At 45.2% G+C, this 25405-nt stretch carries 20 protein-coding genes; 3 read left to right on the top strand and 17 right to left on the bottom strand.

The genetic code is table 11. The features are described 5' to 3' along the window. Positions 1 to 72 precede the first annotated feature (72 nt). Both R7Z41_RS07920 and R7Z41_RS07915 read right to left on the bottom strand, forming a co-directional pair. The gene (locus R7Z41_RS07920; RefSeq protein ID WP_064376635.1) at positions 73 to 2430 is read right to left on the bottom strand and encodes an ATP-binding protein; all 2358 of its coding nucleotides are present in this window, start codon (positions 2428 to 2430) and stop codon (positions 73 to 75) included. After that, complete coding sequence (locus tag R7Z41_RS07915; RefSeq protein WP_005373180.1) at positions 2423 to 3391, bottom strand: cytochrome-c peroxidase; 969 nt, start codon at positions 3389 to 3391, stop codon at positions 2423 to 2425. Before R7Z41_RS07915 ends, R7Z41_RS07920 begins: the two co-directional genes overlap by 8 nt. A 498-nt stretch (positions 3392 to 3889) precedes the next feature. Here R7Z41_RS07915 and R7Z41_RS07910 point away from each other — a divergent pair, with 498 nt between their 5' ends. Continuing rightward, a complete protein-coding gene (locus tag R7Z41_RS07910; protein WP_005382635.1) occupies positions 3890 to 5266 on the top strand; it encodes an NfeD family protein in 1377 nt (458 codons plus the stop codon). 10 nt (positions 5267 to 5276) lie between these two features. Beyond that, complete coding sequence (locus R7Z41_RS07905) at positions 5277 to 6059, top strand: slipin family protein (RefSeq protein WP_005373196.1); 783 nt, start codon at positions 5277 to 5279, stop codon at positions 6057 to 6059. A 41-nt stretch (positions 6060 to 6100) separates the two neighbouring features. Here R7Z41_RS07905 and R7Z41_RS07900 read toward each other — a convergent pair whose 3' ends face one another. Beyond that, on the bottom strand, positions 6101 to 6535 hold the full coding sequence (locus tag R7Z41_RS07900; protein ID WP_053349193.1) for a globin: 435 nt from the start codon (positions 6533 to 6535) through the stop codon (positions 6101 to 6103). A gap of 243 nt (positions 6536 to 6778) precedes the next feature. Here R7Z41_RS07900 and R7Z41_RS07895 point away from each other — a divergent pair, with 243 nt between their 5' ends. Beyond that, the gene (locus R7Z41_RS07895; protein WP_042523604.1) at positions 6779 to 7435 is read left to right on the top strand and encodes an NAD(P)H-dependent oxidoreductase; all 657 of its coding nucleotides are present in this window, start codon (positions 6779 to 6781) and stop codon (positions 7433 to 7435) included. Between the two features lie 96 nt (positions 7436 to 7531). Here the strand turns inward: R7Z41_RS07895 and choV are convergent, their stop codons facing one another. From choV to R7Z41_RS07825, 14 genes are all read right to left on the bottom strand, one after another. Further along, positions 7532 to 8710 (bottom strand): choline ABC transporter ATP-binding protein, encoded by a 1179-nt coding sequence (gene choV, locus R7Z41_RS07890; RefSeq protein WP_042523602.1) that lies wholly within the window; start codon positions 8708 to 8710, stop codon positions 7532 to 7534. A gap of 2 nt (positions 8711 to 8712) precedes the next feature. Continuing rightward, the gene (choW, locus tag R7Z41_RS07885) at positions 8713 to 9555 is read right to left on the bottom strand and encodes a choline ABC transporter permease subunit (protein ID WP_005392552.1); all 843 of its coding nucleotides are present in this window, start codon (positions 9553 to 9555) and stop codon (positions 8713 to 8715) included. 76 nt (positions 9556 to 9631) lie between these two features. Continuing rightward, positions 9632 to 10570: a choline ABC transporter substrate-binding protein gene (locus R7Z41_RS07880; RefSeq protein WP_005382646.1), complete on the bottom strand. Its 939-nt coding sequence runs from the start codon at positions 10568 to 10570 to the stop codon at positions 9632 to 9634. 36 nt (positions 10571 to 10606) lie between these two features. Continuing rightward, a complete protein-coding gene (gene betA / locus R7Z41_RS07875; RefSeq protein ID WP_005373209.1) occupies positions 10607 to 12322 on the bottom strand; it encodes a choline dehydrogenase in 1716 nt (571 codons plus the stop codon). A gap of 180 nt (positions 12323 to 12502) precedes the next feature. Further along, complete coding sequence (gene betB / locus R7Z41_RS07870) at positions 12503 to 13963, bottom strand: betaine-aldehyde dehydrogenase (RefSeq protein WP_206970150.1); 1461 nt, start codon at positions 13961 to 13963, stop codon at positions 12503 to 12505. A gap of 18 nt (positions 13964 to 13981) precedes the next feature. After that, positions 13982 to 14581, bottom strand: coding sequence for a transcriptional regulator BetI (gene betI, locus R7Z41_RS07865; RefSeq protein WP_017820329.1), 600 nt, complete (start codon positions 14579 to 14581; stop codon positions 13982 to 13984). A gap of 605 nt (positions 14582 to 15186) precedes the next feature. Continuing rightward, entirely contained in the window at positions 15187 to 17208 is a 2022-nt protein-coding gene (locus R7Z41_RS07860) for a diguanylate cyclase (RefSeq protein WP_395219509.1), read from the bottom strand. A 462-nt stretch (positions 17209 to 17670) separates the two neighbouring features. Beyond that, a complete protein-coding gene (locus tag R7Z41_RS07855; protein ID WP_033906450.1) occupies positions 17671 to 18429 on the bottom strand; it encodes an SDR family oxidoreductase in 759 nt (252 codons plus the stop codon). Between the two features lie 9 nt (positions 18430 to 18438). Beyond that, positions 18439 to 19335 carry a 3-hydroxyisobutyrate dehydrogenase gene (mmsB, locus tag R7Z41_RS07850; RefSeq protein ID WP_206970167.1) on the bottom strand — a complete coding sequence of 299 codons (897 nt, stop codon included), beginning with the start codon at positions 19333 to 19335 and terminating at the stop codon, positions 18439 to 18441. A 19-nt stretch (positions 19336 to 19354) separates the two neighbouring features. Then, positions 19355 to 20485 (bottom strand): enoyl-CoA hydratase/isomerase family protein, encoded by a 1131-nt coding sequence (locus R7Z41_RS07845; protein WP_206970169.1) that lies wholly within the window; start codon positions 20483 to 20485, stop codon positions 19355 to 19357. 10 nt (positions 20486 to 20495) lie between these two features. Then, entirely contained in the window at positions 20496 to 21272 is a 777-nt protein-coding gene (locus tag R7Z41_RS07840) for an enoyl-CoA hydratase (protein ID WP_005382662.1), read from the bottom strand. Between the two features lie 49 nt (positions 21273 to 21321). Continuing rightward, positions 21322 to 22476, bottom strand: a complete 1155-nt coding sequence (locus R7Z41_RS07835) for an acyl-CoA dehydrogenase family protein (protein ID WP_005373226.1) — start codon at positions 22474 to 22476, stop codon at positions 21322 to 21324. Positions 22477 to 22571: 95 nt separating this feature from the next. Then, positions 22572 to 24065, bottom strand: a complete 1494-nt coding sequence (locus tag R7Z41_RS07830) for a CoA-acylating methylmalonate-semialdehyde dehydrogenase (RefSeq protein WP_053304725.1) — start codon at positions 24063 to 24065, stop codon at positions 22572 to 22574. A gap of 70 nt (positions 24066 to 24135) precedes the next feature. Further along, positions 24136 to 25314: a thiolase family protein gene (locus R7Z41_RS07825; RefSeq protein WP_206970173.1), complete on the bottom strand. Its 1179-nt coding sequence runs from the start codon at positions 25312 to 25314 to the stop codon at positions 24136 to 24138. Positions 25315 to 25405 lie beyond the last annotated feature (91 nt).

Below are 25405 nucleotides of genomic sequence, written 5' to 3'. Positions count from 1 at the left end.
ATCAACACTATCCGTCCTTGCCACAGTAAACCACAACAAAATGAGTTAAGGAAAGCATCGCACTCACAGGGACTATAAAATCTGTTGAGGATCGGCATTGTTCTTCTGGATATCATCCAAAAGTCTATGAGACTGATGGATGTTGACCTGTAACCGATTGATCAGCATCTGCAACTGCTCAATCTCGGGACTTTGGTTGGCTTTAAGTTGAGTTTCCAGGGCCTCCGTTTGGCTCGCCAAAATAGGTAAACTTAGGTTCAGTGCCATCCCTTTCGTTTTGTGCAACGTCAGCTCTAATGAAGCAAAGTCTTCAGCCATAAAGTATTCAATAAGTTCATCAACAGAAGTCTCAAAATCGACAATAATGCTTTTTAGCAACTCGTCGAGCGCTTCTGGCTCATCTCGTAAAGAAGTAAACATGCCTGAACGGGAGAGTTCTTCCTCTGTTAACCTTAAGTTCTCGATTGGCTTACGTTGCAATTGAAGCACATTGCTGTCACTCGTTAGTGGCGGATTCTGTTTCGGCTCGAGTCTGGCGGCAAACTGTTTGAGAGCGTCTGAAAAGCTCTCATGCTGTAGCGGTTTTGTCAGCACATGGTCTGCTCCTGCTTCAATAAAGCTATCGTGAGCTTCACGAAATACGTCTGCCGTGTACGCAAAGAGTAATGTCTTAATACCTAACTCTTGTCGGATAACGCGTGTCGCCTCAACGCCATTCATCTCGGGCATATGGTTGTCCATCAAGATCAGGTCGTACTCGTTCTCTTTCGCCTTTTTAACCGCGATTAATCCATTTTCTGCAACATCCACTTCATGCCCGAGCTTTTCGCAAAACCCTTTTGCCACAATGGCATTCACACGATTATCATCAGCAAGTAGTATCTTTAAATGGTGTGATTTTGCGCGAGGTTTCGGTGCTTCTTGCTGCTTTTTCGGAGCAGATTCTACCCAAGGAATCGGCAACTCAACGATAAATTGACTTCCAACGCCTTCTATACTCTTCAGAGTAATATGGCCACCCATCAAATCGGTTAGTTTTTTGACGATGGCTAACCCAAGCCCTGTTCCGCCGAACCTTCGAGTCGTTGATGAGTCTGCTTGCTCAAACGAGTTAAAAATATGCTCGTGCTTGTCTGGCGCAATACCAATACCGGTGTCGTTCACGCGCATGACCAACAACTGATTCGATTCATCTAACTCGGTTCTAACCAGCACATGCCCTTCATTGGTAAACTTCACCGCGTTACCGGCGAGATTAAATAAGATCTGTCGTAAACGCGCACAATCCCCAGTAAATTCAGTATATTCAGAAACCTCGTTTTCCAAGATTAGCTCGATATTTTTTTCATCAACAAGTGGTTTTATTGCGCTACACACCGGAGAAAGCACTTGATCGAGCTTAAACTTAGCTTGCTCAAATTCCAGTTTGTTTTCTTCAACTTTAGAAAAATCCAAAATATCGTTGAGGATAGTCATCAGATGCTGGCCAGAGTCAAGAATAACCCTAATGTGCTCTTTCGTCGTCGGCTCTTTGGTCTCTTCTGCAATCATTTGAGAAAGCCCTAGTACGCCATTCATCGGCGTTCTTAGTTCGTGACTCATTGCAGCAAGAAAATTTGATTTCGCTTTTGCCGCTCGCTCGGCTTTGTTTCTCGCCTCTTCAATTTCAAGATTCAACTGTTTTAAGTTATGCATTCGGTGATGTGACTGATAAACAAACGCGCTAACTAGAAACATCACCGCGATAAATACAAACAACCACGTAAAACGCGCCTCACTTTGAGCAATATTGAGTAACCGATGCTCTGAGCTTTCGACAAACTCAATATAAGTGTGATCAAGCAGTTCATTCGTCAGCAATTCAATTCTTTTATCACTCGTTTGAAGCCGTTTAAGGAAGTTCGCTTCTTTTTCACTCTCAACTTCAGTTTGTGTTAGAAGCAACTGGTTGAGAAATTCAAAATAACGACTGCCACCCAATGATTGACCGCTCTCGGTAGAAACCTCTTGCTGATATAAATTGAACAACATGAGTAATGCATACCGATTTTCTACCTGAACACCAATTAACATATCAAGCTTCAACGTTGTTTGAAGCACTCGCTCCTTAAACTGTTCAAGCGTATCCCTAACTTTTATACGATTGGGTGTCACGGGAAACCAAACTGATGCCTTTGATGATTCCAACAGTGCCTGTGCTGCGATTTCTATCTCTACTAAAGATGTTGTTAACTCATAGTTTTTCCTATCTTCAACGGCATATCGGTTCACGATAACATCACGCTCTTCAATCAACTCATGTCCGATATTCATTAGCCCTGCATGAAATTCTTGAGCGTTTTTTGAATTCATATACGACATATACGCCAGTGTGCAGCACGTCAGTATCCCAATAAAAAAGCAAAAGTTGATCAGTTTGAATTTATTCATTTTCCAACACCTCTAAAATTATGGGTCTAGGTGCTGTCAACGACTGCAAGAATGCTTCAATGTCCGCGACATTCTCATCGTTCATCGTTATACCGAGCTGGGTTTTAGCCATGATTTGTATCGCGTCGGATAACTTATCGACTTGCCCATTATGAAAATAAGGACTCGTTAGCGCGACATTGCGTAAACTGGCTACTCTAAAATAGAATCGCTCTTCATCTTCTATCGTAACGAGTTGCCGGCCCGAGTCCTCTACTACTGGCTTATCCTTGAAATAGGCGAACCTTTGGATCATCGCTCCGCCGATATTTTTGCCCTGATGACACTGCACACAACCTGAAGTCTGAAATGTTTTCCAACCTCTGATTTGCTGTTCACTCAGTACATGCGTGTAACCCAATAAGTAAGCATCGAATGGTGCGCCAGGCGTCTGCAGCCCTTCAACAAACTCCACAATAGCGGACTTGATATTATGAACGTTAATCGGCAATTCATCGTCACGACTAAATAGCGCTTGATAATGTTCACTCTCTTTTACATATTGCTCTATTGTTTGCCAGTTTGAGTCCATTTCCATTGGATTATGGATTGGACCATCAATCTGAGCCATCAAGGTGTTTTCCGTTCCATCCCATAAAAAACGATAATTTAACGCCGCATTAAACACTGTTATAGAATTTCTAATTCCATCACCTTTCACCCCCGTAGAGACTGGTGTATTTTCAGCGCCATTGGTTTGCAGATTGTGGCATGTCGCGCAGCTGACATTACCATTTGACGATAATTGAGGATCGCGGAAGAGATGCCAGCCAATTCTCGCTAGCTTAATATCCACATTAGGATCACCCTGTATGGGCTGAACTAGGGAGATATCACCTAACATCTTCGCGTTTCTTGCGGTTGTTGTTTGGCTCAAAATGAGTGTTACAACAGCTAGTGCGATTGCGCTGAATTGCCTCATCAACTACATACCTTAAACTTGTCATTGATATGAATTTAGTTGCATTTTGGCGTTTTTTCCACCGACAGGAAGTTGAAAAAACGAGTTAAGTATTGCTTTGTTTAAGGCTTTGGTTGAAGAGGGAGTAATAAGGCGAATAGGAAGAAACCTATCGCCTTATGAGTAGCTAACGTATTGAAATCTGAGTTTAGTGTAGAAAAGCCAAAAACCGTTGAAACCAAGTCACCTCTCCATAGGAGATCAGATCGAAAATAGTAAAGAAAACGGCACAGATAACGGCCAACTTAATCAAACGCTGAACAATAAACATAAACATCACAATTACCAATAATTTGCTTTAGTTTACTATCTCACACAGCGTTTATATATAAAAAAGTAGTCTCCTAATTAGCCTCGGCAGCTTATTCATTAGAACCTATACTCAAGCATCTCTAAGTTATTTGGATATACTTGAATTAGGATTTCAAAAAGTCCCTGTGACCACACAAGGAGGACTGCATGAAACGACTATGGATATGGTTCTTACCTTTACTCTTGATGGCCAGTCAAGCACTGGCGAATACTGTTTGGATTGTTCCTGTCAAAGGCGCTATAGGGCCTGCTACTAGCGACTATTTATCTCGTGAAATAGAAGAAGCTCAACTAAACGGTGTCAGTTTAGTGATCTTAGAGATGGACACACCAGGCGGCTTAGATAGCGCAATGCGAGATATTATTCACGCGATTACCACCTCCTCCACTCCAATTGCGACTTGGGTTGGCCCGTCAGGATCTAGAGCGGCTAGCGCAGGGACATACATTTTACTCGCCAGCCACGTTGCCGCCATGGCTGAAGCCACCAACCTTGGCGCGGCAACGCCCGTCGCGTTAGGTGGTGCCCCTCAGCCCCCTTCATCGGATGATGGCAAAGATCAAAACGCGGAAGAAACGTCAGAAGGAACCAACGAAGGTTCAGAGAAAGTTCCCGCGAAAACCGCAATGGAGAAAAAGGTGATTAATGATGCTAGAGCCTATATTAAAGGCTTAGCAAAGCTTCATGGCCGAAATGCAGAGTGGGCAGAGAAAGCAGTGAGCGAAGCAGCGAGTTTGGACGCCACAGAGGCATTGGAATTAAACGTTATTGATTATATAGCCAACTCACCAGAGGATTTAGTCAAAGCCATTGATGGACAAACTGTTAAAGTTAACAATCGTGATGTGACATTGTCACTGGAAAATCCCGTATGGATTGAAAGAACACCCGATTGGCGAGCAGAAATGCTAGCCGTTATAACCAATCCAAACGTTGCCTACATTCTAATGCTCATCGGCATCTACGGTTTACTTCTTGAATTTTACAACCCAGGAATTGGCTTACCCGGTGTGCTAGGTGGGATTTGTCTGCTTCTTGCCATGTACGCACTACAAATGATGCCCGTCAACTACGCAGGTCTTGGTCTGCTGTTACTCGGTATTGCACTAATGATAGCGGAAGCATTCAGCCCGAGCTTTGGTATTTTGGGCTTAGGCGGCGTTGTCGCCTTTGTACTCGGTTCGATATTTCTCATGGACAGTGAGTTACCAGGATTCCAGATCGCCCTTCCTTTGATTTTTGGTATTGCCATATTTTCCGTGGCTCTAATCGTGCTGACCGTCGGCCTGCTGCTCAAAATTCGTCGCCGGCGTGTAACGACGGGTTTAGAGACTTACCCTGGGAAGGTCGCCGTGGTAAGCGATGACTTTATCGATGGCGAAGGACGCGTTCAACTCAACGGTGCGTTATGGCGAGCTAAAGCCAAAGACCATCAACAATTCAAACAAGGTGATCACGTCACCATTGTTAATGTTAAAGGGCTGACCTTAACTGTGATGCCTGATGACCGCCAAAATAAATAGGAGGCGCTTTATGATGCTCTATACCGTTGCGGTGATCGTGGTGCTGCTGTTCGCACTAGCGACCCAAATGTTCAAGGTTTTGAGAGAATACGAACGTGGGGTTGTGTTCTTTCTTGGTCGATTTCAAGAAGTCAAAGGACCTGGTTTGATCATCCTTATCCCATTTATTCAGCAAATGGTGAGGGTTGATTTACGTACTGTCGTTTTGGATGTGCCGACACAAGATTTAATTACCAAAGATAACGTTTCTGTGCGCGTCAACGCGGTCGTTTATTTTCGCGTAGTCGATCCTCAAATGGCGATTAACAATATTGAAAGCTACAGCGATGCCACCAGTCAGTTAGCACAAACCACGCTGCGCTCGGTATTGGGTCAGCATGAACTCGATGAATTGCTATCAGAGCGAGAACGCCTCAATAAGGATTTACAATCCATTCTCGATCAACAGACTGATGACTGGGGAATCAAGATTGCTACGGTTGAAGTCAAACATGTTGATTTAAATGACAGCATGGTCAGAGCCCTAGCCCGTCAGGCAGAAGCAGAACGTAACCGTAGGGCGAAGATCATTCACGCTACTGGTGAGTTAGAGGCTTCAAATAAATTAAAAGAAGCAGCGCAAATGCTCAACGAAGCACCGAATGCACTGCAATTACGTTACATGCAGACACTCACTGAAATCACTACAGACAAAACATCCACTATTATTTTTCCAATGCCGATCAATCTTGTCGAAGCTGTCAGTGATATCGCCGAAGCGGTGAAAAAGAATAAAGAGACACAAGATAAGTAAGGTTCTGACCCTAGGAAGTAACGACCACTCACGTTACTTCCTTATTTGGAACTCGCTTTAAGGATGTGCCCATCTTCTTTATCACACTCTTGTTTCATTACTTCTAAGCCCGTTTTAAAGCATGTTCGCCAAGCGGTTTCAACATCGGTATCGTACCCGGAATCACACTGTCGAACCGTTTCTAACAAACTCTCAAGCCAAACATCAAAATCCTGCGGCTCTATACCAATTTCGGCACTTGCATGCTTTTTCCCATACTTTTCCACCATTTTGTGCGCTTCGGTCGAGGTATCTGCCATCATAAAAAATACGATAGACCCTCTAAGCATTCTCACTTGTTGGTGCATGTCTATACCGTCAAACTTCTGTCTAAAGTTGGCGCTTTTCGACCATAAATTTTTGTAGAACAAGTCGAAAAACTCCTGATCTGAAGTACAACGTTCATAGCTATCATTAAAAACTTCAATCACGTTCATGTTGCTTTCCCCTACGCCTCAATATGAGTTTAATTTAATATCAAATAAAAGCTTCCAAATAAGGACTTTTAAGTTTCAAATCGATCAACTCACATCGATTTTCAACAAAAAGTAAAAAGTGATTTAAATAAACACCCTCTTATCAATGAAAAAATATCCATTATCATGAACCCATATTCGAGGTACGCATGGTTGTCGATGCTAGTGCATCCTCATCTGTCATCACATAAAGAGGATATAAACGTGTCCCATCAAATCATTACCGATCTAAATAACCGTTACACTGCAAAAAAATATGATGAAACCAAGCGCGTTTCTCAAGAAGACATGGCGATAATCAAAGAAGCACTGCGTTTGTCGGCGTCTTCTATCAACTCACAACCATGGAAATTCATCGTTATTGAAAGTGATGAAGCGAAGCAACGTTTCCACAATACGTTTGCAAATATGCACCAGTTTAACCAACCACACGCGAAAGCCGCATCACATACGATTCTGTTTGCTTACGATCCTAAATTTACTAAAGAGAAATTTGCGAAACGTGTGGATGCAGAAGTAACATCTGGCCACTTGCCAGCGGAGATGTACAACAACTTTATGGGTGCTTACGCTTTTGCCGATGCAAATACGGACGAAAATGGCTTCAACGGAAACTGGACAAAAGCACAAGTCTATTTGGCACTAGGCAACCTACTACACACATTGGCACGACTAGGCATTGATTCAACACCGATGGAAGGTGTCGATCCGGCTCTGATTGGAGAAGAGTTTAAAGAAGAGCTCGAGGGCCATATTTGTGAAGTTGCGCTGGCGATTGGCTACCATAAAGATGGGGAAGATTACAATCATGGTCTTCCAAAAGCGCGCCTTGCAATGGATGACGTAATTACGACTCTATAGTCGACCATTGTCTTAGCTTAGCGACTTAAATCATTGTTTAAACTAAAAAGAGCCGCACATTAATGCGGCTCTTTTTTACTTGGTTCTGCGTCAACTTTACGCAACTTGCTCTGACTTAAAATTACCAAGCAATGCATCGTAAAGCTCATTGTCGCTTAACACACCAACCAGCTTATTATCTTCAACCATAAGCAGAGGCTGATTGCTACGCTGTTTAAGTTCAATCGCTTCTCGCATACTGATTTCTGGACTAACCTGAACCAGAGAGTTTTCATTAACTTCGTCAAGGTTCGAAGAATCGCTCTTCCATTGAATCAACGATTTATCTTTATCCGCTAAACTTAACCCCTTGCTCTCTTGTATCACCCAAATATCTTTATCAGGGCAAATCAGAACACGCGTATCTTCGCGAACCAAATCGTCACGCATTAAGGAACGTCCCTTCAGCACATTTAATGGATTAGTGTGAGCAACAAAGTCCGCCACATAATCGTTTTCTGGAGCAAGAATGATCTGTTCTGGCTTGCCATGTTGAATCAGCTTTCCTGATTCCATAATGGCGATGTTGTTGCCGATTTTAAGCGCCTCATCCAAGTCGTGACTTACAAAAAGAATGGTTTTGTTTAGCTTTTCTTGAAGCAGAATCAATTCATCTTGAAGCTGAGCACGAATCAATGGATCAAGTGCTGAAAACGGTTCATCCATTAACAAGATATCTGTGTCCATCGCAAACGCTCGCGCTAGGCCAACACGCTGCTGCATACCACCAGAAAGCTCGTGCGGGAATTTGGTTTCCCACTCAGATAAACCGACCATTTCGAGCTGTTCACGCGCCTTTTTACGACGCTCTGCTTTACCAATGCCTTGCATCTCTAGACCAAACGCTACATTGTCTAACACCGTTAACCAAGGCATCAATGCAAACTTCTGAAACACCATGGACACGCGGTGCGTACGAAGGTGGCGCAGTTTCTGTTCGTCACAGTTAGAGAGCTCAACCATATCGTCGCCATCTTTAATTTTCAGAGAGCCACGAGAAATATCGTTCAATCCGTTAACCGTTCGCAGCAAACTTGATTTACCCGAGCCTGAAAGCCCCATCAAGACACAGATCTCACCCTGTTTCACGTTCAGCGAAACATTATCAACCCCAACCACTTGGCCAGTTTCATCAATGATTTCTTGTCGAGACTTCCCTTGATCTAGTAGTGCTAGCGCCTGTGCTTGTTGCTGACCAAAAACGACATCAAGATTTTTAATAGTAATAGCGTCCATGATTATGCCTCCTTCTGGTTTGGTGCTTTACACAAGCGATCAAGAATGATGGCAACGAGTACAATCGCTAAACCAGCTTCAAAACCTTGCGAGATGTTTACCGTATTCAGTGCGCGTACGACTGGTTTACCAAGTCCATCAGCACCAACAAGCGCCGCAATGACCACCATAGACAAAGACAACATAATGCACTGCGTAACGCCAGCCATAATACTTGGCAATGCCGCAGGTAACTCCACCTTAAACAGTAGCTTCATGCGGCTGGCACCAAATGCTTTACCCGCTTCAAGTAGCTCCTCCGGCACTTTAATAATGCCGAGGTACGTCAATCGAATTGGCGCAGCGATAGCGAAAATGATGGTCGAGATTAGACCAGGGACAATACCTAAGCCAAACAGAACCAAGGTTGGAATTAGGTAAACGAATGTCGGTACGGTCTGCATCAAATCGAGTATTGGCCGCAACAAGGTGTATAACCAAGGACGGTGCGCCGCCATAATGCCCAACGGCACGCCAATTAATACGGAAATCGTTGTCGCTGCAAACACAAGGACAAAGGTTTCCAGCATTTCTTGCCAGTAACCAAGGTTGAGAATTGCGAGTAAGGCCAACACGATAAATACGACAAGAGGAATGCTGCGATGTAAGAACCAAGCAATTGCCGCCGTCATAATGATTGGCGCTGCAGGTGGCATCCATTTAAAAATGTCCACCACGAAAAGAATGATCGTTTCAAGTGTAATAGAGATTGCATCGAAAAAACCCGATGCATTGATGGTTAACCAATCGACGCCAGTTTCCATCCATTGGCCCAACGGTAGTTTGTTGTCCGTAATAAAATTCAAAATAAAACCTTTGTGTTAATGAAGCGGGCAAAATTCTGCCCACTTTCTTTAAAAAAACGAGCTCAAATACTGCTTATTAAGCGTTTGTTTTTAAGTAGTTTGTAATAGCTGTTAGCGCATCTTGGCCATCTACCGTTTTCACGCCCTCTAGCCACGCTTCAATTTGCTCTTGGTTTGCATTCAACCATGCTTGCGCTGCTTTTGATGGCTTTTGTTTCTGGTTAAGAATCGCTTCCATCAGTTCATTTTCCATTTCTAGGTTAAACTCTAGATTTTTCACTAGCTGACCTACATTTGGACACTCAGCGAGGTAATTTTTACGTACGTTTGTGTAGACGTTCGCGCCGCCGTAGTTAGGACCGAAGAAGTCATCGCCACCCGCTAGATATTCCATTTCAACGTTACTATTCATTGGGTGCGGCGCCCAACCTAGGTACACAATCCATTGATTGCGGCGTGCGGCACGTGATACTTGAGACACCATGCCAGCTTCACTGGACTCAACTAGGCTGAAATCTTTTAGGCCGAATGCGTTGCTATCAATCATTGACTGAATTAAGCGGTTGCCATCGTTTCCTGGTTCAATGCCGTAAATGCGGTCTTTAAATTTGTCGGCATGTTTTACTAGGTCAGCGAAGTTGGTTACGCCTGCGTCATAAACGTATTTTGGAACAGCTAGCGTGTACTTTGCGCCAACGAGGTTCGCGCGTACGGTTTCAACAGTACCTGCATCACGGTATTTCGCGATATCACCTTCCATCGTTGGCATCCAGTTACCTAAGAAAATGTCGATATCGCCATTAGCCATAGAGGAGTAAGTTACAGGCACAGACAGAAGATCAGTCTTCGTTTTGTACCCCAACCCTTTAAGTAACTCTGATGTAACGGCAGTGGTCGCAGTGATGTCAGTCCAACCTACATCTGCGAAACGAACCGTTTCACATTGGTTGGCGTAAGCGCCTGTTGCTAAAGTACTTAGTGCAATTGTTGAGAAGATTTTTGTCATCTTAGACATGTTGAATTCCTTGTAATGATTACTGACTTTTTCATTTTATGAGATCGAATCGAGATCTCTTTTTGGCGGATGCATTCGTTGCATCTCTTGCCAGTCCGGTGCAATCCAAACTGGTACGTTGTTCGACGTTTCTAGGGCGTTATCCAAAATCATATCCGCGGCGCGTTCTGCCACCATAATCGTTGGCGCATTTAAATTACCGTTCGGAATGGTTGGGAAAATAGAAGAGTCCACCACACGCAAGCCTTGAATACCGCGTACTTGGCATCGCTCATTTAAGACGGCTAATGGGTCATTATCTGCGCCCATTTTGCAGGTACAAGATGGATGGTAAGCACTCTCGACGTTTTGCTTCACCCATTCATCAATCTGTTCATCCGTTGTGATGTTCAGACCGGGTTGGATCTCGTCCCCACGAAACTCATCCATGGCTGGCTGATTGAGGATCTCGCGAGTAAGGCGAATACAATCACGCCAATCCTGCTTATCTTGTTCAGTGGAAATGTAGTTAAACTCAATCTTCGGCTTATCATTCGGATTCGCAGAGACAACTTCGACCGACCCGCGACTTTCTGGCTTGTTAGGTCCGACGTGCACTTGGAAACCATGACCATCAAAAGCAGCTTGCCCGTCATAGCGCATTGCCGCTGGCAAGAAGTGATATTGAATATTTGGCCACTTTAGTCCTTCACGAGAGCGGATAAACGCACACGATTCAAAGTGGTTAGTCGCACCAAGGCCTTTGCGAGTTAATATCCACTCAGTGCCAATCAAGCCCTTGCTCACCAAGCCTAATTTGCTGTTGAGCGTGATAGGTTGCTTACAGTGATATTGGAAGTACACTTCTAAGTGATCTTGCAGGTTTTTACCTACCCCTTCCAACGAGTGTTTCACCTCAATGCCCGCTTTTTCTAATACTGCCTTAGGGCCAATGCCTGAAAGCTGCAACAGCTGAACGGAGCCAACCGAACCCGCACTCGAAATCACTTCATTATTCGCAAAACATTGCTGAATTGAACCTGACTTTTCAAATTCAACGCCTACCGCTTTCTTACCTTCTGCACCAGTTTCTTCTAATAAAACTCGATGAACCGTCACCCTCTTCATTAGGGTGAAGTTTTTGCGTTTTTTAGCGCGGCTTAAGTATGCATTAGAGGTCGAAGCGCGTACGCCTTTGTCGACGGTCATATGCATTGGGCCAAAGCCCTCTTGCTGATAACCGTTGTAATCTTTTGTTTCTGGGTAGCCCGCTTCTTTGCCTGCATCAATAAAAGCTTGGTACAGTGGATTGAGCTTCATATCGTTGCCGTTACATGTGCCGACTGGACCGTGATCGCCCCGATATTCATCAGCACCACCAATCCAAGACTCTGCTTTACGGAAATAAGGCAAACACGACTGATAATTCCAGCCTTTCGCGCCTTCCTCTTCCCACTGGTCAAAGTCACAAGCGTGTCCGCGAACGTAAACCATGCCGTTGATAGATGAGCTACCGCCCAGAACTTTTCCGCGAGGACAATGAAGTTGGCGACCATCCAACCCTTGCTCTTCAACCGTCTCAAACTGCCACGCGTATTTTTCAGTGTTCATCGGGTAAGAAAGCGCTGTTGGCATTTGGATAAAAATACTTTTATCCGACCCACCCGCTTCGAGTAATAGGACCGAATTTTGACCACTTTCACTTAAGCGATCCGCTAACACACAGCCGGCCGAACCCGCACCGACGATGATGTAATCGTAGTGTTGTTGCATTTTTATTCTCCTAGGAGTTAATACTCATCACCGTAGATAAGTGAACGAAATTAGCGTAGGAAAAATGCTTGAGAACAAGGCGGAAATTTTGATAAGTAGTTAACCTACAATCAAAATTGACAACGTAGTTATCGAGCATTTTAACAAGCTAAAGTGGTCAGTTATCTACTATGAGTAGTATCATTTGTAAGGGCTTTCGAAGTCGCTTAGCTGAACCAGAACACTCTTCGTTTGTGTGTAATGTTTAAGGGTTTCGACTCCGTTTTCACGGCCAACACCTGATTGCTTGTAGCCGCCAACTGGCATTTCCGCAGGTGAGTCACCCCATGTGTTCACCCAACAAATACCCGCTTGAATTTGATGGATCACACGGTGCGCACGAGATAGGTTTTGAGTAAATACACCTGCCGCTAAGCCATAATCGGTGCCATTTGCACGCGCAATCACTTCCGACTCATCGCGGAATTTCAGAACTGACATTACCGGGCCAAAGATTTCTTGTTGAACGTGGCTCATGTCATCATCGCAATCGACAAATACGGTTGGAGCAACAAAGTTACCATTGGCTAGGCCATTGTCTGTTGCTTTGTAGCCGCCAGTCAGTAACGTCGCGCCACTCGCTTTCGCGGCTTCAATCGCTCCTAGAACTTTCGATTCATGATCTTTAGAGATTAGCGCGCCAATTTGCGTGTTCTCATCAAGCGGATCGCCGACGACTAACAGCTCGGTTCGGGCTTTAAGCTGTGCGATAAAGTCGTCATAAATACCTTCATGGACAAATACACGTGTACCGTGCGTACAAACCTCACCTTGGGTGTAGAAGTTCGCCACCATGGCCGCAGAAACGGCATCGTTTAACTTCGCATCATCAAAAATAATCAGTGGAGACTTACCACCAAGCTCCATCGTTACTTGTTTTAGTGTCTTAGCGCTGTCACTCATGACGACTTTACCGGTGCCTGACTCACCCGTGAATGACACTTTTGCGATGTCAGGATGCGCTGTTAGCATCTGTCCTACTCGGTAATCCCCTTGCACGACATTAAATACGCCATCTGGCATGCCCGCTTCTGAATAAATTTCGGCGAGCTTAAGCGCCGTTAATGGTGTTTCTTCTGATGGCTTGAAGATCATTGCGTTGCCCGCAGCCAGTGCTGGCGCCGATTTCCACATCGCAATTTGAATTGGATAATTCCAAGCGCCAATACCCGCGCAAATGCCCAATGGCTCACGACGTGTATAGAAAAACTGATCGTCGCTGAGTGGCTGCTGTTCACCTTGTAGACTTGGAGCAAGACCCGCGTAGTACTCAAGAACATCGGCACCTGTTGTGACATCAACCGCGATAGCTTCTTGAATGGGCTTACCAGTATCTGCCACTTCCAATGCAGCCAGCTCGTCATTACGCTCACGTAAAATGGCAACGGCTTTGTGTAAAATACGGCTGCGCTCAATCGCAGTCATCGCCGACCATGCAGCAAAACCTTTCTTTGCCGATTCAATCGCTGCTTGAAGATCGTCTTGGTTCGCTTGTTTAATGTTGGCCAATGGCTCACCATTCGCCGGATTGTAAGTGGTGAAGTGTTCATCTGAACACCCGTCGTACATCGCACCATTGATATAGTGTGCTTTCATTTCCATTTTGAAGACCTGTAACTTTTATATTTTTTCAGAATAAAACGTAAGTTGTTTTTCGAGATAATCGTTGATGATGATTCTCGCTCTTTCTGCATCAATGCCTTGCGGGTTGAGCGTTCCGCGCAGCCAAATTCCATCAATAAGTGATGCAATACCATGAGCAACCAATTCAGCCTGCTCTGCATTTAATAATGCTTTGAGTTCTTTTCTTAGGTGGGACAATAGACGTCGTTCGTTGACACGCTGTAAACGCTTGAGCTGCTCGTCATGCATTGAGTACGACCAAAACGCCAGCCAAGTCTTAGCAACTTGGTTTTCTGCCTGATAGCCGACAAAGTTACCGTCAATGATGGCGTTAATTCTTTGGTGATGAGCATCACTTGGCAGCTCACGTAACTTCTGTGTGATAGTGGACGAAAGCTGACGCAATATTTCGCGCATCGTTTCCTCCAGCAATCCGTGCTTACCACCGAAATAGTGGTTGATAATCCCCGTTGATACACCGGCTTCTTTGCTGATTAACGAAATACTCGCCGCGTGTAAACCGACTCTATCAATCACTGACATTGTCGCTTTCACAAGCTGCGGTTTTCTGATTTCAGGCATCCCCACCTTTGGCATTTTGCGTCCCTGTTATTTTTAATTGAACGGTTAGTTAAATATAAAATGCCTGAAAATTAATTCGAACTCAAATTATTTTTAAAGAAAAATGTTAGTAAAAAAGGATGAAAAGTTGAGGGTGTACGAAAAATTGCTCAGCAAGAACTTGTCGGGATAACTAGATTTTAGTTTAAGAACAAACAAATAAGTAAAACAAAATCAAATATTTAACCACTTGTCTATTTTTAAAACGATGATGAACGAGTTGATTTTTGAACAACAAAAATCTGTGCCACAAAAAATTTATATCGACCACTAATCATTTCACCTGTACACGGTTTATTTGTACAAAGAATAGACACACTAGTTTGTTATAGTTTTGTAGACACAAGTGGCATTCGCACTTTGAAGGTGAAGAAGGCAAAAAGAGAGGTTATATTGAACGCCATGAATATGCGATTCGATATCCTTAAGCCATTTTTAAGTAATATCGCCAAGTGACTTTAAGATGTTAGATTCAGCGTTTTATATTCGAAACAAGGATCTCAAAGTCACTTGGCTATCAAAGTAAATGGGAGGGATAAGTTCAGATTCATCGTGCGATGAGCCTGAACTTTTGATTTCTGTTACGCTAGCGAGCGACCTTTCACGCAGTTGCGTCCGTTCGCTTTCGCTTGATAAAGCAATTTATCGGCCTGATCGCAAAGTGATTTAAAACTCATCTCATTATCTTCAGTGGTAACGACTCCAAAACTACAGGTCACTCTCACTTCTTCTTTCTGTTCCGTAACAAAGCCATGTAGGGATAAAGCGCTACGTAAACGTTCTGCAGTAATAAGGGCGTTTTTATGGTCTGTATTGGGCATAACAACAACAAACTCTTCACCACCAAAGCGAGCAACAATGTCGTTCTCACGTACAGTTTCCTCCAACACTTTGGCAACGCCCGTTAGTACGGTATCTCCAAACACATGCCCATAGGTATCATTTACCTGCTTGAAATAATCCACATCGATTAACGCTAAAGTTACTGGCCCCGATTGTGGTTTATTTGGCACCATTTTCTGTTTATCGAGTTTGCTATCTACCCATTTATTTAAAGCTAGATAACCGTACTTAACTTGCTCGACTTGCTCAAAAACAAAGTGTTGTATTTTTTCTTGCTTAGATTGAGGTACCGGTTTCTCTTTTCGCTCACGCCTCACTTCTACTGGCTTAGTGAACCAGTCCTCTAAAAAACGGCGATTGAACAACCCTGTCAATGTGTCTGTCTTTGCGAGGCGACGCATTCTCAAACGCGAGCGATTGACGACGAGAAATACTACCGCCATCAAAAATAGAACACCGATGAGCGCAAGTAGCGCTTCACCCAATAAGTAAAAAGTACGACGGTTATTTTCTAGCTCCATACGCTGCAACACATTGTTCCAATTGAGATCTTCGTTCTCATATTCAAGTCGTTCCAACTCAAATAACGTCTGCTGGCGCTCAAGATTTTCAACTTCTCTTTGATTGCTAAATTGGATAAATTTATCGTGATAGTTACCGTAAGTTTCGAATGCTAGTTTAAAGTCATTGCTTCCCGCATAGGCCATAGCGGCGACTTTTAGTAGCTCCATTTGCTGTTGCTTGACGTATCGACTCTCTATAATCTCCGGCAGCATTGGCGCGATCATCGCTAAAAGTATTTCAAATTGCTGCTGCTCTAACATATATTCGGCTTGTAACAACTTAAATGTTGCCAAATACGCGCTAGACGTTTCTCTGTACTGTAAATTCTCTGCCAGCTTCAAGTGGTTAACCATCTTCTTTTCTTGATTCGTCTCGCGATATAAAGCTGCAAGTTCAAGGTTAACTCGAAATCTAAAGCGTCCATCACCGATAATTTGAGCCAGCTTTAACGCTCGCTGATATGACGCTATCGCCTCTTCGTATTGGAACTGTGCTTTATGAAGTTTCGCTATCGTCAAAACGCTCAACAACTCATTGAACGACATACGCCTATCCCTAAAATAGCGATATGCTTGTTCCAAAAGCGCCTCAGATCGGTTGTAACCCTGAATTTTGACAAGTACGTCACCTAGCTCTAGTGCTGCACGTTCGACCAGCCCGTGAACACCTGAAGATTCAGCTGCATCCATGGACGACATAAGTGCAGCATAGGATTTTTTAAACTCACCTTGCTCATCGTAATAGCGTCCTTTTAGCAACAGGATTTCTGATTCAAGTTGCTTATCACCATTCTCACGCGATGTTTCCAACAAGCTATCCAACGCAGAAAGCGCGGTATCGATATCGCTCTTTCCAACCATAGTTCGCATCTGAATCAACTTAAACAGAAGATACTCATGGCTCTGTGGACGCACAAGCTCCAATCCTTTTTGAACGACACTCTGACTCTCTTCTACGCGCCCTAGCAGCTCTAAAACCGTGGCCTTGGCAAGCCAGTAACGCACCAACAGCGCTGTTGGTTGGTTTTGTAGTAAAGACTCTTCTTCTAACGCTTCAATCAAAGCTAAAGAACTCTGAGGTAATGCGTAAATTTGATTTTCGATGCCTTCTAACGACTGTAAAAACTTACCTTCCTGTTCCACCTTTTCTGTGGAGGCCTGAACAGAAAAACACAGACACCCCAATAATAGCGGCATCGTCCTAAGCGAATGAAATAGTGACATTATTGCTCTTCCCTAATGGGTAGTTACTTCAGTGTAATTGAGAATTCTGATTATTTATTATTAAGACAACTGAAGGTTATTCAGTCAGCCTCATATTCCCATGTATTTTGCGCTGAATAATAAATCACCATCTTTAGATGCCGAAATAGTTTTCGGTTACAATATGACCAATAAGAATGTTTTTTACACACCAAGAATGACGATCTCGTTAGTGAGACAAAAGATCGTCTTAGTTGTGAGTTGATACATTTACATGACAAGCAATATAGAACTAACCATTCACATTAGAAATAGAATCAATTTTTATACCGTTCGATGAGATAGCAGTCGACCATGCATCCAATACATTTTTCAGATAGAAGCAATAAAAGAAAGGAGAAAATGGAAGGAAGCGGACAATCAAACTCGCTCCCCTTTTTTATGTTGCAGAAGGGGTTACATTCGCATTCCGCCATCGACTTCGAACACTCTTCCGGTCACGAATTCGTTGGTTAACACGTATTTTATGGTCGATGAAATTTCATCCGCCAAACCTAAACGTCCAACCGGAATCATTCCGATTAAACGTTCCATCGCTTCAGGTTTTATTTGGTCTGTCATGGCAGTTTTGATGACACCCGGAGCAATCGCCACTGAGCGAATTCCGAAACGCCCTAACTCTTTCGCCCACACCGTTGCCATGGTGGCTACCGCCGCTTTAGATGCTGAATAGTTGGTTTGACCAATATTCCCGGCACGCGCAACGCTGGATATGTTGATCAGAACCCCTTTGCTATCGGTGTTCAGCATTACCTTGCTCGCTTCACGGCCACACAGGAAAGTGCCTGTTACATTCACATCTAGAACAGACTGAAATTGTTCCAGCGACATCGTGTTAACCTGACCATCTTTGACTTTAATGAACATACCATCACGCATAATACCTGCGTTATTGATAACGCCATTGAGCTGCTTGAAATCTGCCTCAATTTGCTCAAAAGCAGTGCACACCTGCTGTTCGTCAGTCACGTTCGTCACATAAAAACGAGCGGTAACGCCGAGAGATTCACATTCCGCTTTCGTTTCAGCCAGTTGCTCTGAATTGAGGTCGATAAGCGCAAGATGAACGCCATTTTCCGCCAGTGACAGTGCCATTTGTTTACCCAGCCCCTGCCCTGCCCCCGTGATCGCAATGACCTTATTTGCTAACTCCATAAGCGCTCCTTAGGCCTGATTTTGCTTTTGGTAGAACTCAAACAAGCTTGAAAAATCTTTTTGCCCGTTGCCCCGACCGTTGTGAAAATTAAACAGATTACGAGCCAAGCTGCCCATTGGCGTTGATGTTTGACTGGCAACCGCCGCTTCCATCGCAAGACCCAGATCTTTAGCCATTAACTGGCTCATAAAGCCGCCTTGATAACCATTGCTTGCAGGCGTATTTTCCATCACACCTGGACAAGGGTTATAAAGCTCTAGCGCCCAGTTACGCCCTGAACTTTGCAACATGATGTCGGAAAGCACTTTGGGATCGAGTCCGTTTTCCATCCCTAAATTGAGTGCTTCACAGGTGCCGCTCATCAAAATGCCCAACATCATGTTATTGCAGATCTTCGCGACCTGACCAGCTCCAACATCGCCCGCATGGAAGATGTTTTTACCCATGTGGCTAAGCACCGCTTTGGCTTGAACAAAGTTCTCTTGTGAGCCGCCAACAATGAAAGTTAACGTACCTGCAGCTGCGCCCGCAACGCCACCAGATACTGGTGCATCAACAAAACTGATACCAAGTTGCGATGCTTTTTCGCCAACCAAACGAGCAGTCGCCGGATCGATGGTGGATGAATCAATCAGCAAGGTGCCTGATTCGACGCTATCTAAGATGCCATCTTGACCAAGATAAACGCTTTGAACGTGTTGGCTCGCTGGCAGCATAGTGACAACCACCTCCACACCTTGTACTGCCTGCTGAACGGAATCGGCACTTGAAGCGCCCAATGCGGTCAACTCCTCGACTGCGCTTGGGTTCAAATCAAATACTTCGACATTCAAGCCCGCTTTGAGTAGATTCTTAGCCATAGGCGCACCCATGTTACCAAGGCCAATAAATGCAATTTTGTCCATATCGTATTTCTTCCTTGTACTAAAGTGCCGCTATAGCTACCGACGATGCGGTCAGTGGGTATTCTGCTGAGTCAATTGGCGAGAAGAAGCGCTCCAAAACTTGTGGCGTTACGTCAGAAACCGTGCGATGTTGCCAAGTCGGTTGATTGGTTTTATCAATAATCAGCGCACGAACCCCTTCTCTAAAATCACCTTCTAAGCCACAACGTAGTGTTAGGTTAAATTCCATATCAAAACACGCTTTCAAAGAGAGGTTTTGATACTGCGTTAACTGCTGATAAGTGATACTGAGCGACAACGGACTGCCATAGTTCAGTGCTTTTTGCGCATTGACGAACCACTTGCTATCAACGTTAGCACGGCTGATTGCATCAACAATTGACGCTAAGTCACCCGAACATAACTGCTCAATCAATTCCGCATAGGGCATCAACATCCCTTCGCTTGGCTCATCAACTTGTACCGAACGCAGCATAGTGGCGATTTTTTCATTAATGTTTGCTTCATCTTGCCAACTTACCGATGCAAGCAGATCCAGCAGCACTTGCTTGTTTTCTGGCTGTGCAATCCATTGGCTTAACCCCAACGCTTTCATATCTGTTGCGTTAATTTGGCAAGCCGTCAAACTTAAGAACAGTGCCAAATGTTTTGGCAACTGGTTTAGGAAGTACGTCGCGCCTACATCTGGGTAAAGGCCAATTTTAATCTCTGGCATTGCAAAGCGTGTGGTGGTTTCTGCTACGCGATGACTTGCGCCCATAAATAAGCCCACACCGCCGCCCATCAGATAACCATGCCCCCACGCGATGATCGGTTTTGGATAAGTGTGAATAAGATGATCACAGCGATATTCGAGGTCAAAGAAGGTTTCCATCGCTGAAAACGCAGAATCAAAGTCTTGCTCTTTGTTTTCAAGTGCACGGTAGATCGCTTGAATATCACCACCAGCACAAAACGCTTTTTCACCTTGAGCATGCAAGAATACCGCGATGACGCTGTCGTCCGTTTGCCATTCATTAAGCTGTTTGTACAACTTCTCAATCATCACGTAACTCAACGCGTTGAGAGCTGCTGGGTTATCAAGCTCTAGCACACCAATAACAGAGCCATCAGCGCACTCAAGTTTTGAAACATTTACTGTACCTGTCATTTGGCCTCCGCTAGCTGTTTGTCCATTGTGGCTTGCGCTTTTGCAAAAACGCATTCACACCCTCAGTCTGATCTTGTGTATTGAACAGCTGTAAAAACAGTTCACGCTCCAAAACCAATCCAGCTGCATGAGTTTGGCTGCGTCGACCTTGAATGAGCGTTTTGCACGCAGACACAGATTTCGGTGATTGACCTGCAACACGCTGTGCTAGCTCCATAGCCGCTTCGAGTGCTTGACCTTTCGCCACCACCTCTTCGACTAACCCAATTTTTTCCGCTCGCTCGGCCGTCACACGCTCGCCACACAGGATCATACGCTTCGCCCAACCTTCACCTACCAACGCGGTCAGGTTTTGCGTCCCACCCGCACACGGCAACAAACCTACCGATGCTTCAGGAAGTGCCATTTGTACTTGTTCTTCTGCGATACGAATGTCACACGCCATCGCCACTTCCAGACCGCCGCCCATCGCATAGCCATTAATCGCTGCGATAGAAACCCCATCGAATGCAGACAGCGCTTCAAACGCTTCACCAAATGCGAACGCCATGTCTGCTGCTTGTGATTTATCACCCGATGCAAAGTTATTAAGATCTGCTCCAGCAGAAAAGAATTTCTCGCCTTCGCCTGTTAAAACCAACGCATAAATAGAGCGATCATTGCTAAGTTCAATCGCCAACTCTTTTAGCTGATTCAAAGACTCAAGCGTCCAAGTGTTCGCTGGCGGATTACTAATCGTGAGCTTGGCAATATGCGCTTCGCGCTCTAATTTGATTTGTGCCGTCATAATCTTTCAGTCCTTTTTAATTTCTTTAGGTAAGGCTGTGTCTCGCTGACTAAAGCAGCTCAACGCCTTCCGTTAGTAATCGTCTTGCGACGATCAGACGCATGATTTCGTTGGTACCTTCAAGAATTTGGTGAACACGAACGTCTCGGAAATGGCGCTCGACTGGATATTCTTTGATGTAGCCATAGCCACCGTGAATTTGCAGCGCCTGATCGCAGACTTTAAAGCCCACATCAGTAGCAAAGCGTTTTGCCATGGCACAGTACGCACTTTTTTCTGCGTGCTGGGCATCGAGTTTAGCGGCAGCGAGTCGCACCATTTGACGCGCAGCGACCAGCTCAGTCGCCATATCAGCAAGCTTGAACTGCAACGCTTGAAATTGCGCCAGTGAACGGCCGAACTGTTTGCGTTCGTTCATATATTGCTTGGCTTCGTTCAGTGCTTGTTGCGCAGTACCGACGGAACAAGTAGCGATATTGATTCGACCACCATCAAGGCCAAGCATGGCGAACTTAAAGCCTTCTCCCTCTTCACCCAACAGATAGTCAGCCGGAATGCGGACATTTTCGAAGGTAATCATGCGAGTTGGCTGGCAGTTCCAACCCATTTTGGCTTCTTTTTTACCGTAGCTAATGCCTTCGCAATCAGCAGGAACAACGAATGCAGAAACGCCACCCGCTCCTTCACCACACGAACGCGCCATCACAACCAATACATCTGTATCACCCGCGCCAGAGATAAACACTTTTGCTCCATTGAGGACAAACTCATCGCCATCACGCACTGCGCTAGTCGTTAGAGAAGCGGCGTCAGAGCCGGCATTAGGTTCGGTTAAACAGTAGGAAGCGAGCTTTTCACCCGAAATTAGATCCGCGCTAAATTGCTGCGCCACTTCGGCTTTGGCAAAGCTGGTGATCATCCACGTCGCCATGTTGTGAATGGTCATAAACGCAGTAGTCGCGGTACAACCCATAGCCAACTGCTCGAAAATGATCGCCGCATCCAAACGAGACAATCCCAAACCACCATGCTCTGGAGGCGTATAGATGCTCAGAAAACCAAGCTCACCTGCTTGACGCAGTACATCTTTAGGGAAGTGATGGTTTTCATCCCACTCGGCCGCATGAGGCGCTAACATTTGGTCTGCAAACTGCTTTGCTACTTCGGCAAACGCGAGTTGATCTTCGTTTAATTCAAAATCCATCTTGAAGTCCTAAGGTCTAATTCGTTGCATTTGTATCCGAGCCAAGCCCTCTAAAAGTATGAAGGGCTTGGCTAGAGGTGTCGCTAATCCAGTAATTAGCTAAGTTGAATAGTCATGTTTGGACCGCTTGGAATGTCATCTTCAAACCAACGCGCGGTGACAGTTTTCGTCTCGGTGTAGAAGCGAACCGCTTGTTTACCGTAAGCATGCAGGTCGCCGTAGAAGCTGCCTTTCCACCCAGTAAACGAAAAGAACGGCAATGGCACCGGAATCGGTACGTTGATTCCTACGTTACCTACTTCGATATTGTGTTGATACTTTCTCGCGGCAGCGCCGTTCGCCGTGAAAATAGACGTACCATTACCAAAGCGGTTTGCATTGATCAGTTCAATCGCTTCATCTAGGTCATCCACTTCCATAGTTAACAGTACAGGCCCGAAAATTTCTTCCTGATAAATCGACATGTCTGTGGTCACGTTAGTAAACAGTGTTGGCCCCACCCAGTTACCGTTCGGGAAGCCAGGTACTTGGCAGTCTGTCCCGTCCAGAACACAATTCGCGCCTGACGCTTTGCCTTCATTAATCAGATTCACCACTCGCTGCTTCGCTTGAGGGCTAATCAGTGGACCATAACCAGCGGTTTCATCATCCCACGCGCCAGGCTGAACCTGAGCTAACGCCTCTTTAAGCTCTGGAATCCATTCTTTGGTTTCGCCGACAAATACGGCAACCGAAATAGCCATACAGCGTTGGCCTGCAGCACCAACTGACGCGCCAACTAGGTTATTGATGACTTGCTGTTTGTTTGCATCCGGCATGATGACCATGTGGTTCTTAGCACCTGCAAATGACTGCACGCGTTTCAGGTTGTCTGTACCTGTTTTGTAGATGTACTCACCAACGGGCACAGAGCCAACAAAAGAGATCGCACGAACGACGGGATCAGTCAGAATGCGGTCGACTTGCTCTTTGGTCCCGTGAACAACTTGCAATACGCCTTTTGGTGCGCCAGCTTGTTCAAACAGCTCCGCCAGTTTCATTGCCGTTAGTGGCACTTGCTCTGACGGCTTCAAAACAAAGGTGTTGCCACAAGCGATCGCCATCGGGAACATCCACAATGGGATCATCGCAGGGAAGTTAAAGGGTGTGATGCCAGCACAAACGCCGAGCGGTTGAATGTAAGAGTAACCATCAATATTGGTCGCGACGTTCTCAACCGTTTCGCCCATCATTGAGCTACAAATGTTTGCAGCTTGCTCTACCACTTCAATTCCGCGCCAAATGTCACCCTTTGCATCCGCGAGGGTTTTGCCTGTCTCACTTGAAAGCAGTATCGCCAACTCATCGTGTTGCTCTTTTAACAGATGTTGGTAGCGCAACATCAATCTAGCACGCTCCGGCGCTGCAACTTCTTTCCAGCGTTTGAACGTTTCTGTTGCGCTGGCAATCGCCGCATTCATTTCCGATTCCGTGGCACAAGGTACTTGTGCAATCACTTCGTTGGTTGCCGGGTTGGTTACATCTAGCCATTGTTTTGAATCGGAGATGGCAAATTCACCACCGATATACTGCTTTACTTGTTCTGTCATGATGACACCCTTGTATTTTTCAGCTTGTTACTGACTACTGTTATGTAAGTGAAACTTTGTTGAGAGTGATTTAGCAGATTTCAATCGCGATAGCGGTAGCTTCGCCGCCGCCAATACAAAGCGATGCAACGCCACGCTTACCACCAGTTTGTTTTAGCGCATGAATCAAAGTGACAAGGATTCGATTGCCACTTGCGCCTATTGGATGCCCCAGCGCACAAGCCCCTCCGCGAGGGTTCACTTTGCTCTCGTCCAGTTCGAGAGCTTTCACCGCGTATTGAGTCACGACAGCAAAAGCTTCATTGATTTCCCAAAGGTCCACGTCTGATTTGTCCCAGCCCGTTTTTTCCAGCAGCGATTCAATCGCGAAGACTGGTGCGATGGTGAACTCATCAGGCTGTCTTGCATGCGTGCTGTACGCGACAATTTTGGCTAGAGGCTGAAGGTTTTCCTGACGACCAAACTCACTATCGACTAAGATCATTGCCGACGCACCATCCGAAATGGAACTAGAGTTTGCTGCGGTTACCCCGCCATCTTTGGCAAACGCAGGGCGTAAGGTAGGAATTTTAGTGACGTCGAGTTTGCTCGGTTGCTCATCATCTACAACCAAGGTTTCGCCGCGTCGACTTTTTACGTTAACGGGCACGATCTCTTCTTTGAACAAACCTTGTTCGATTGCTTGCTGCGCACGAGTCACCGACTGCTGCGCCCAGGCATCCATACTTTCACGGCTGAACTGATACTTTTGCGCCGTCTGTTCTGCAAAGACACCCATCAGCTCGCCTTGGTAGGCATCCTGCAAACCGTCATAAAACATGTGATCAAGCACTTGCTCGTGACCTAAACGGAAACCATCACGCGCTTTCTTTAATAGATAAGGAGAAGACGACATGTTTTCCATGCCACCAGCGATGACAGCATGCGCATTGCCAGATTGAATAAGGTCATATGCCAGCATGACGGTTTTCATACCCGATCCACAAACTTTGTTCAGTGTCGTACAACCAATCGATTGTGGCATTTCAGCTTTAAGACTTGCTTGTCTTGCAGGCGCTTGCCCCACACCGGCGGGTAAAACGCACCCCATCAACACTTCGTCTATTTTGTGCACATCGAGTTGGCTTTCGGCTAGCGCCCCTTGAATGGCTCTCGCACCGAGTTCCGTGACATCTGTTGAAGCTAATGCACCTTGAAAAGAGCCGATAGGCGTTCGCTTAGCGGCAACAATCCATGTTTCATTTTTCATTCCATTAACCTTTTATTGACGTTTACGTCATAACTATACTAACATTTACGTTAACGTCAAGTTTGAGGTTATTGTTTGTTCGAGTGATTCT

Source organism: Vibrio sp. 1457 (assembly GCF_033340195.1).
Classification (GTDB): Bacteria; Pseudomonadota; Gammaproteobacteria; order Enterobacterales; family Vibrionaceae; genus Vibrio; species Vibrio alginolyticus.
The sequence above is the reverse complement of the archived record's forward strand: the minus strand, read 5'-3'. Positions and strand labels throughout refer to the sequence as shown.

Excerpts from the sequence above, each read along its gene's own strand:
- betB (WP_206970150.1), bottom strand. The coding sequence starts at position 13,963 with ATGGAAATGAAAGCACACTATATCAATGGTGCGATGTACGACGGGTGT.
- R7Z41_RS07910 (WP_005382635.1), top strand. The coding sequence starts at position 3,890 with ATGAAACGACTATGGATATGGTTCTTACCTTTACTCTTGATGGCCAGT.
- R7Z41_RS07825 (WP_206970173.1), bottom strand. The coding sequence starts at position 25,314 with ATGAAAAATGAAACATGGATTGTTGCCGCTAAGCGAACGCCTATCGGC.
- R7Z41_RS07845 (WP_206970169.1), bottom strand. The coding sequence starts at position 20,485 with ATGACAGGTACAGTAAATGTTTCAAAACTTGAGTGCGCTGATGGCTCT.
- R7Z41_RS07830 (WP_053304725.1), bottom strand. The coding sequence starts at position 24,065 with ATGACAGAACAAGTAAAGCAGTATATCGGTGGTGAATTTGCCATCTCC.
- R7Z41_RS07920 (WP_064376635.1), bottom strand. The coding sequence starts at position 2,430 with ATGAATAAATTCAAACTGATCAACTTTTGCTTTTTTATTGGGATACTG.
- R7Z41_RS07855 (WP_033906450.1), bottom strand. The coding sequence starts at position 18,429 with ATGGAGTTAGCAAATAAGGTCATTGCGATCACGGGGGCAGGGCAGGGG.
- R7Z41_RS07840 (WP_005382662.1), bottom strand. The coding sequence starts at position 21,272 with ATGACGGCACAAATCAAATTAGAGCGCGAAGCGCATATTGCCAAGCTC.
- R7Z41_RS07915 (WP_005373180.1), bottom strand. The coding sequence starts at position 3,391 with ATGAGGCAATTCAGCGCAATCGCACTAGCTGTTGTAACACTCATTTTG.
- R7Z41_RS07860 (WP_395219509.1), bottom strand. The coding sequence starts at position 17,208 with ATGCCGCTATTATTGGGGTGTCTGTGTTTTTCTGTTCAGGCCTCCACA.
- choV (WP_042523602.1), bottom strand. The coding sequence starts at position 8,710 with ATGGACGCTATTACTATTAAAAATCTTGATGTCGTTTTTGGTCAGCAA.
- R7Z41_RS07900 (WP_053349193.1), bottom strand. The coding sequence starts at position 6,535 with ATGAACGTGATTGAAGTTTTTAATGATAGCTATGAACGTTGTACTTCA.
- R7Z41_RS07905 (WP_005373196.1), top strand. The coding sequence starts at position 5,277 with ATGATGCTCTATACCGTTGCGGTGATCGTGGTGCTGCTGTTCGCACTA.
- mmsB (WP_206970167.1), bottom strand. The coding sequence starts at position 19,335 with ATGGACAAAATTGCATTTATTGGCCTTGGTAACATGGGTGCGCCTATG.
- betA (WP_005373209.1), bottom strand. The coding sequence starts at position 12,322 with ATGCAACAACACTACGATTACATCATCGTCGGTGCGGGTTCGGCCGGC.
- R7Z41_RS07880 (WP_005382646.1), bottom strand. The coding sequence starts at position 10,570 with ATGTCTAAGATGACAAAAATCTTCTCAACAATTGCACTAAGTACTTTA.
- R7Z41_RS07835 (WP_005373226.1), bottom strand. The coding sequence starts at position 22,476 with ATGGATTTTGAATTAAACGAAGATCAACTCGCGTTTGCCGAAGTAGCA.
- betI (WP_017820329.1), bottom strand. The coding sequence starts at position 14,581 with ATGCCAAAGGTGGGGATGCCTGAAATCAGAAAACCGCAGCTTGTGAAA.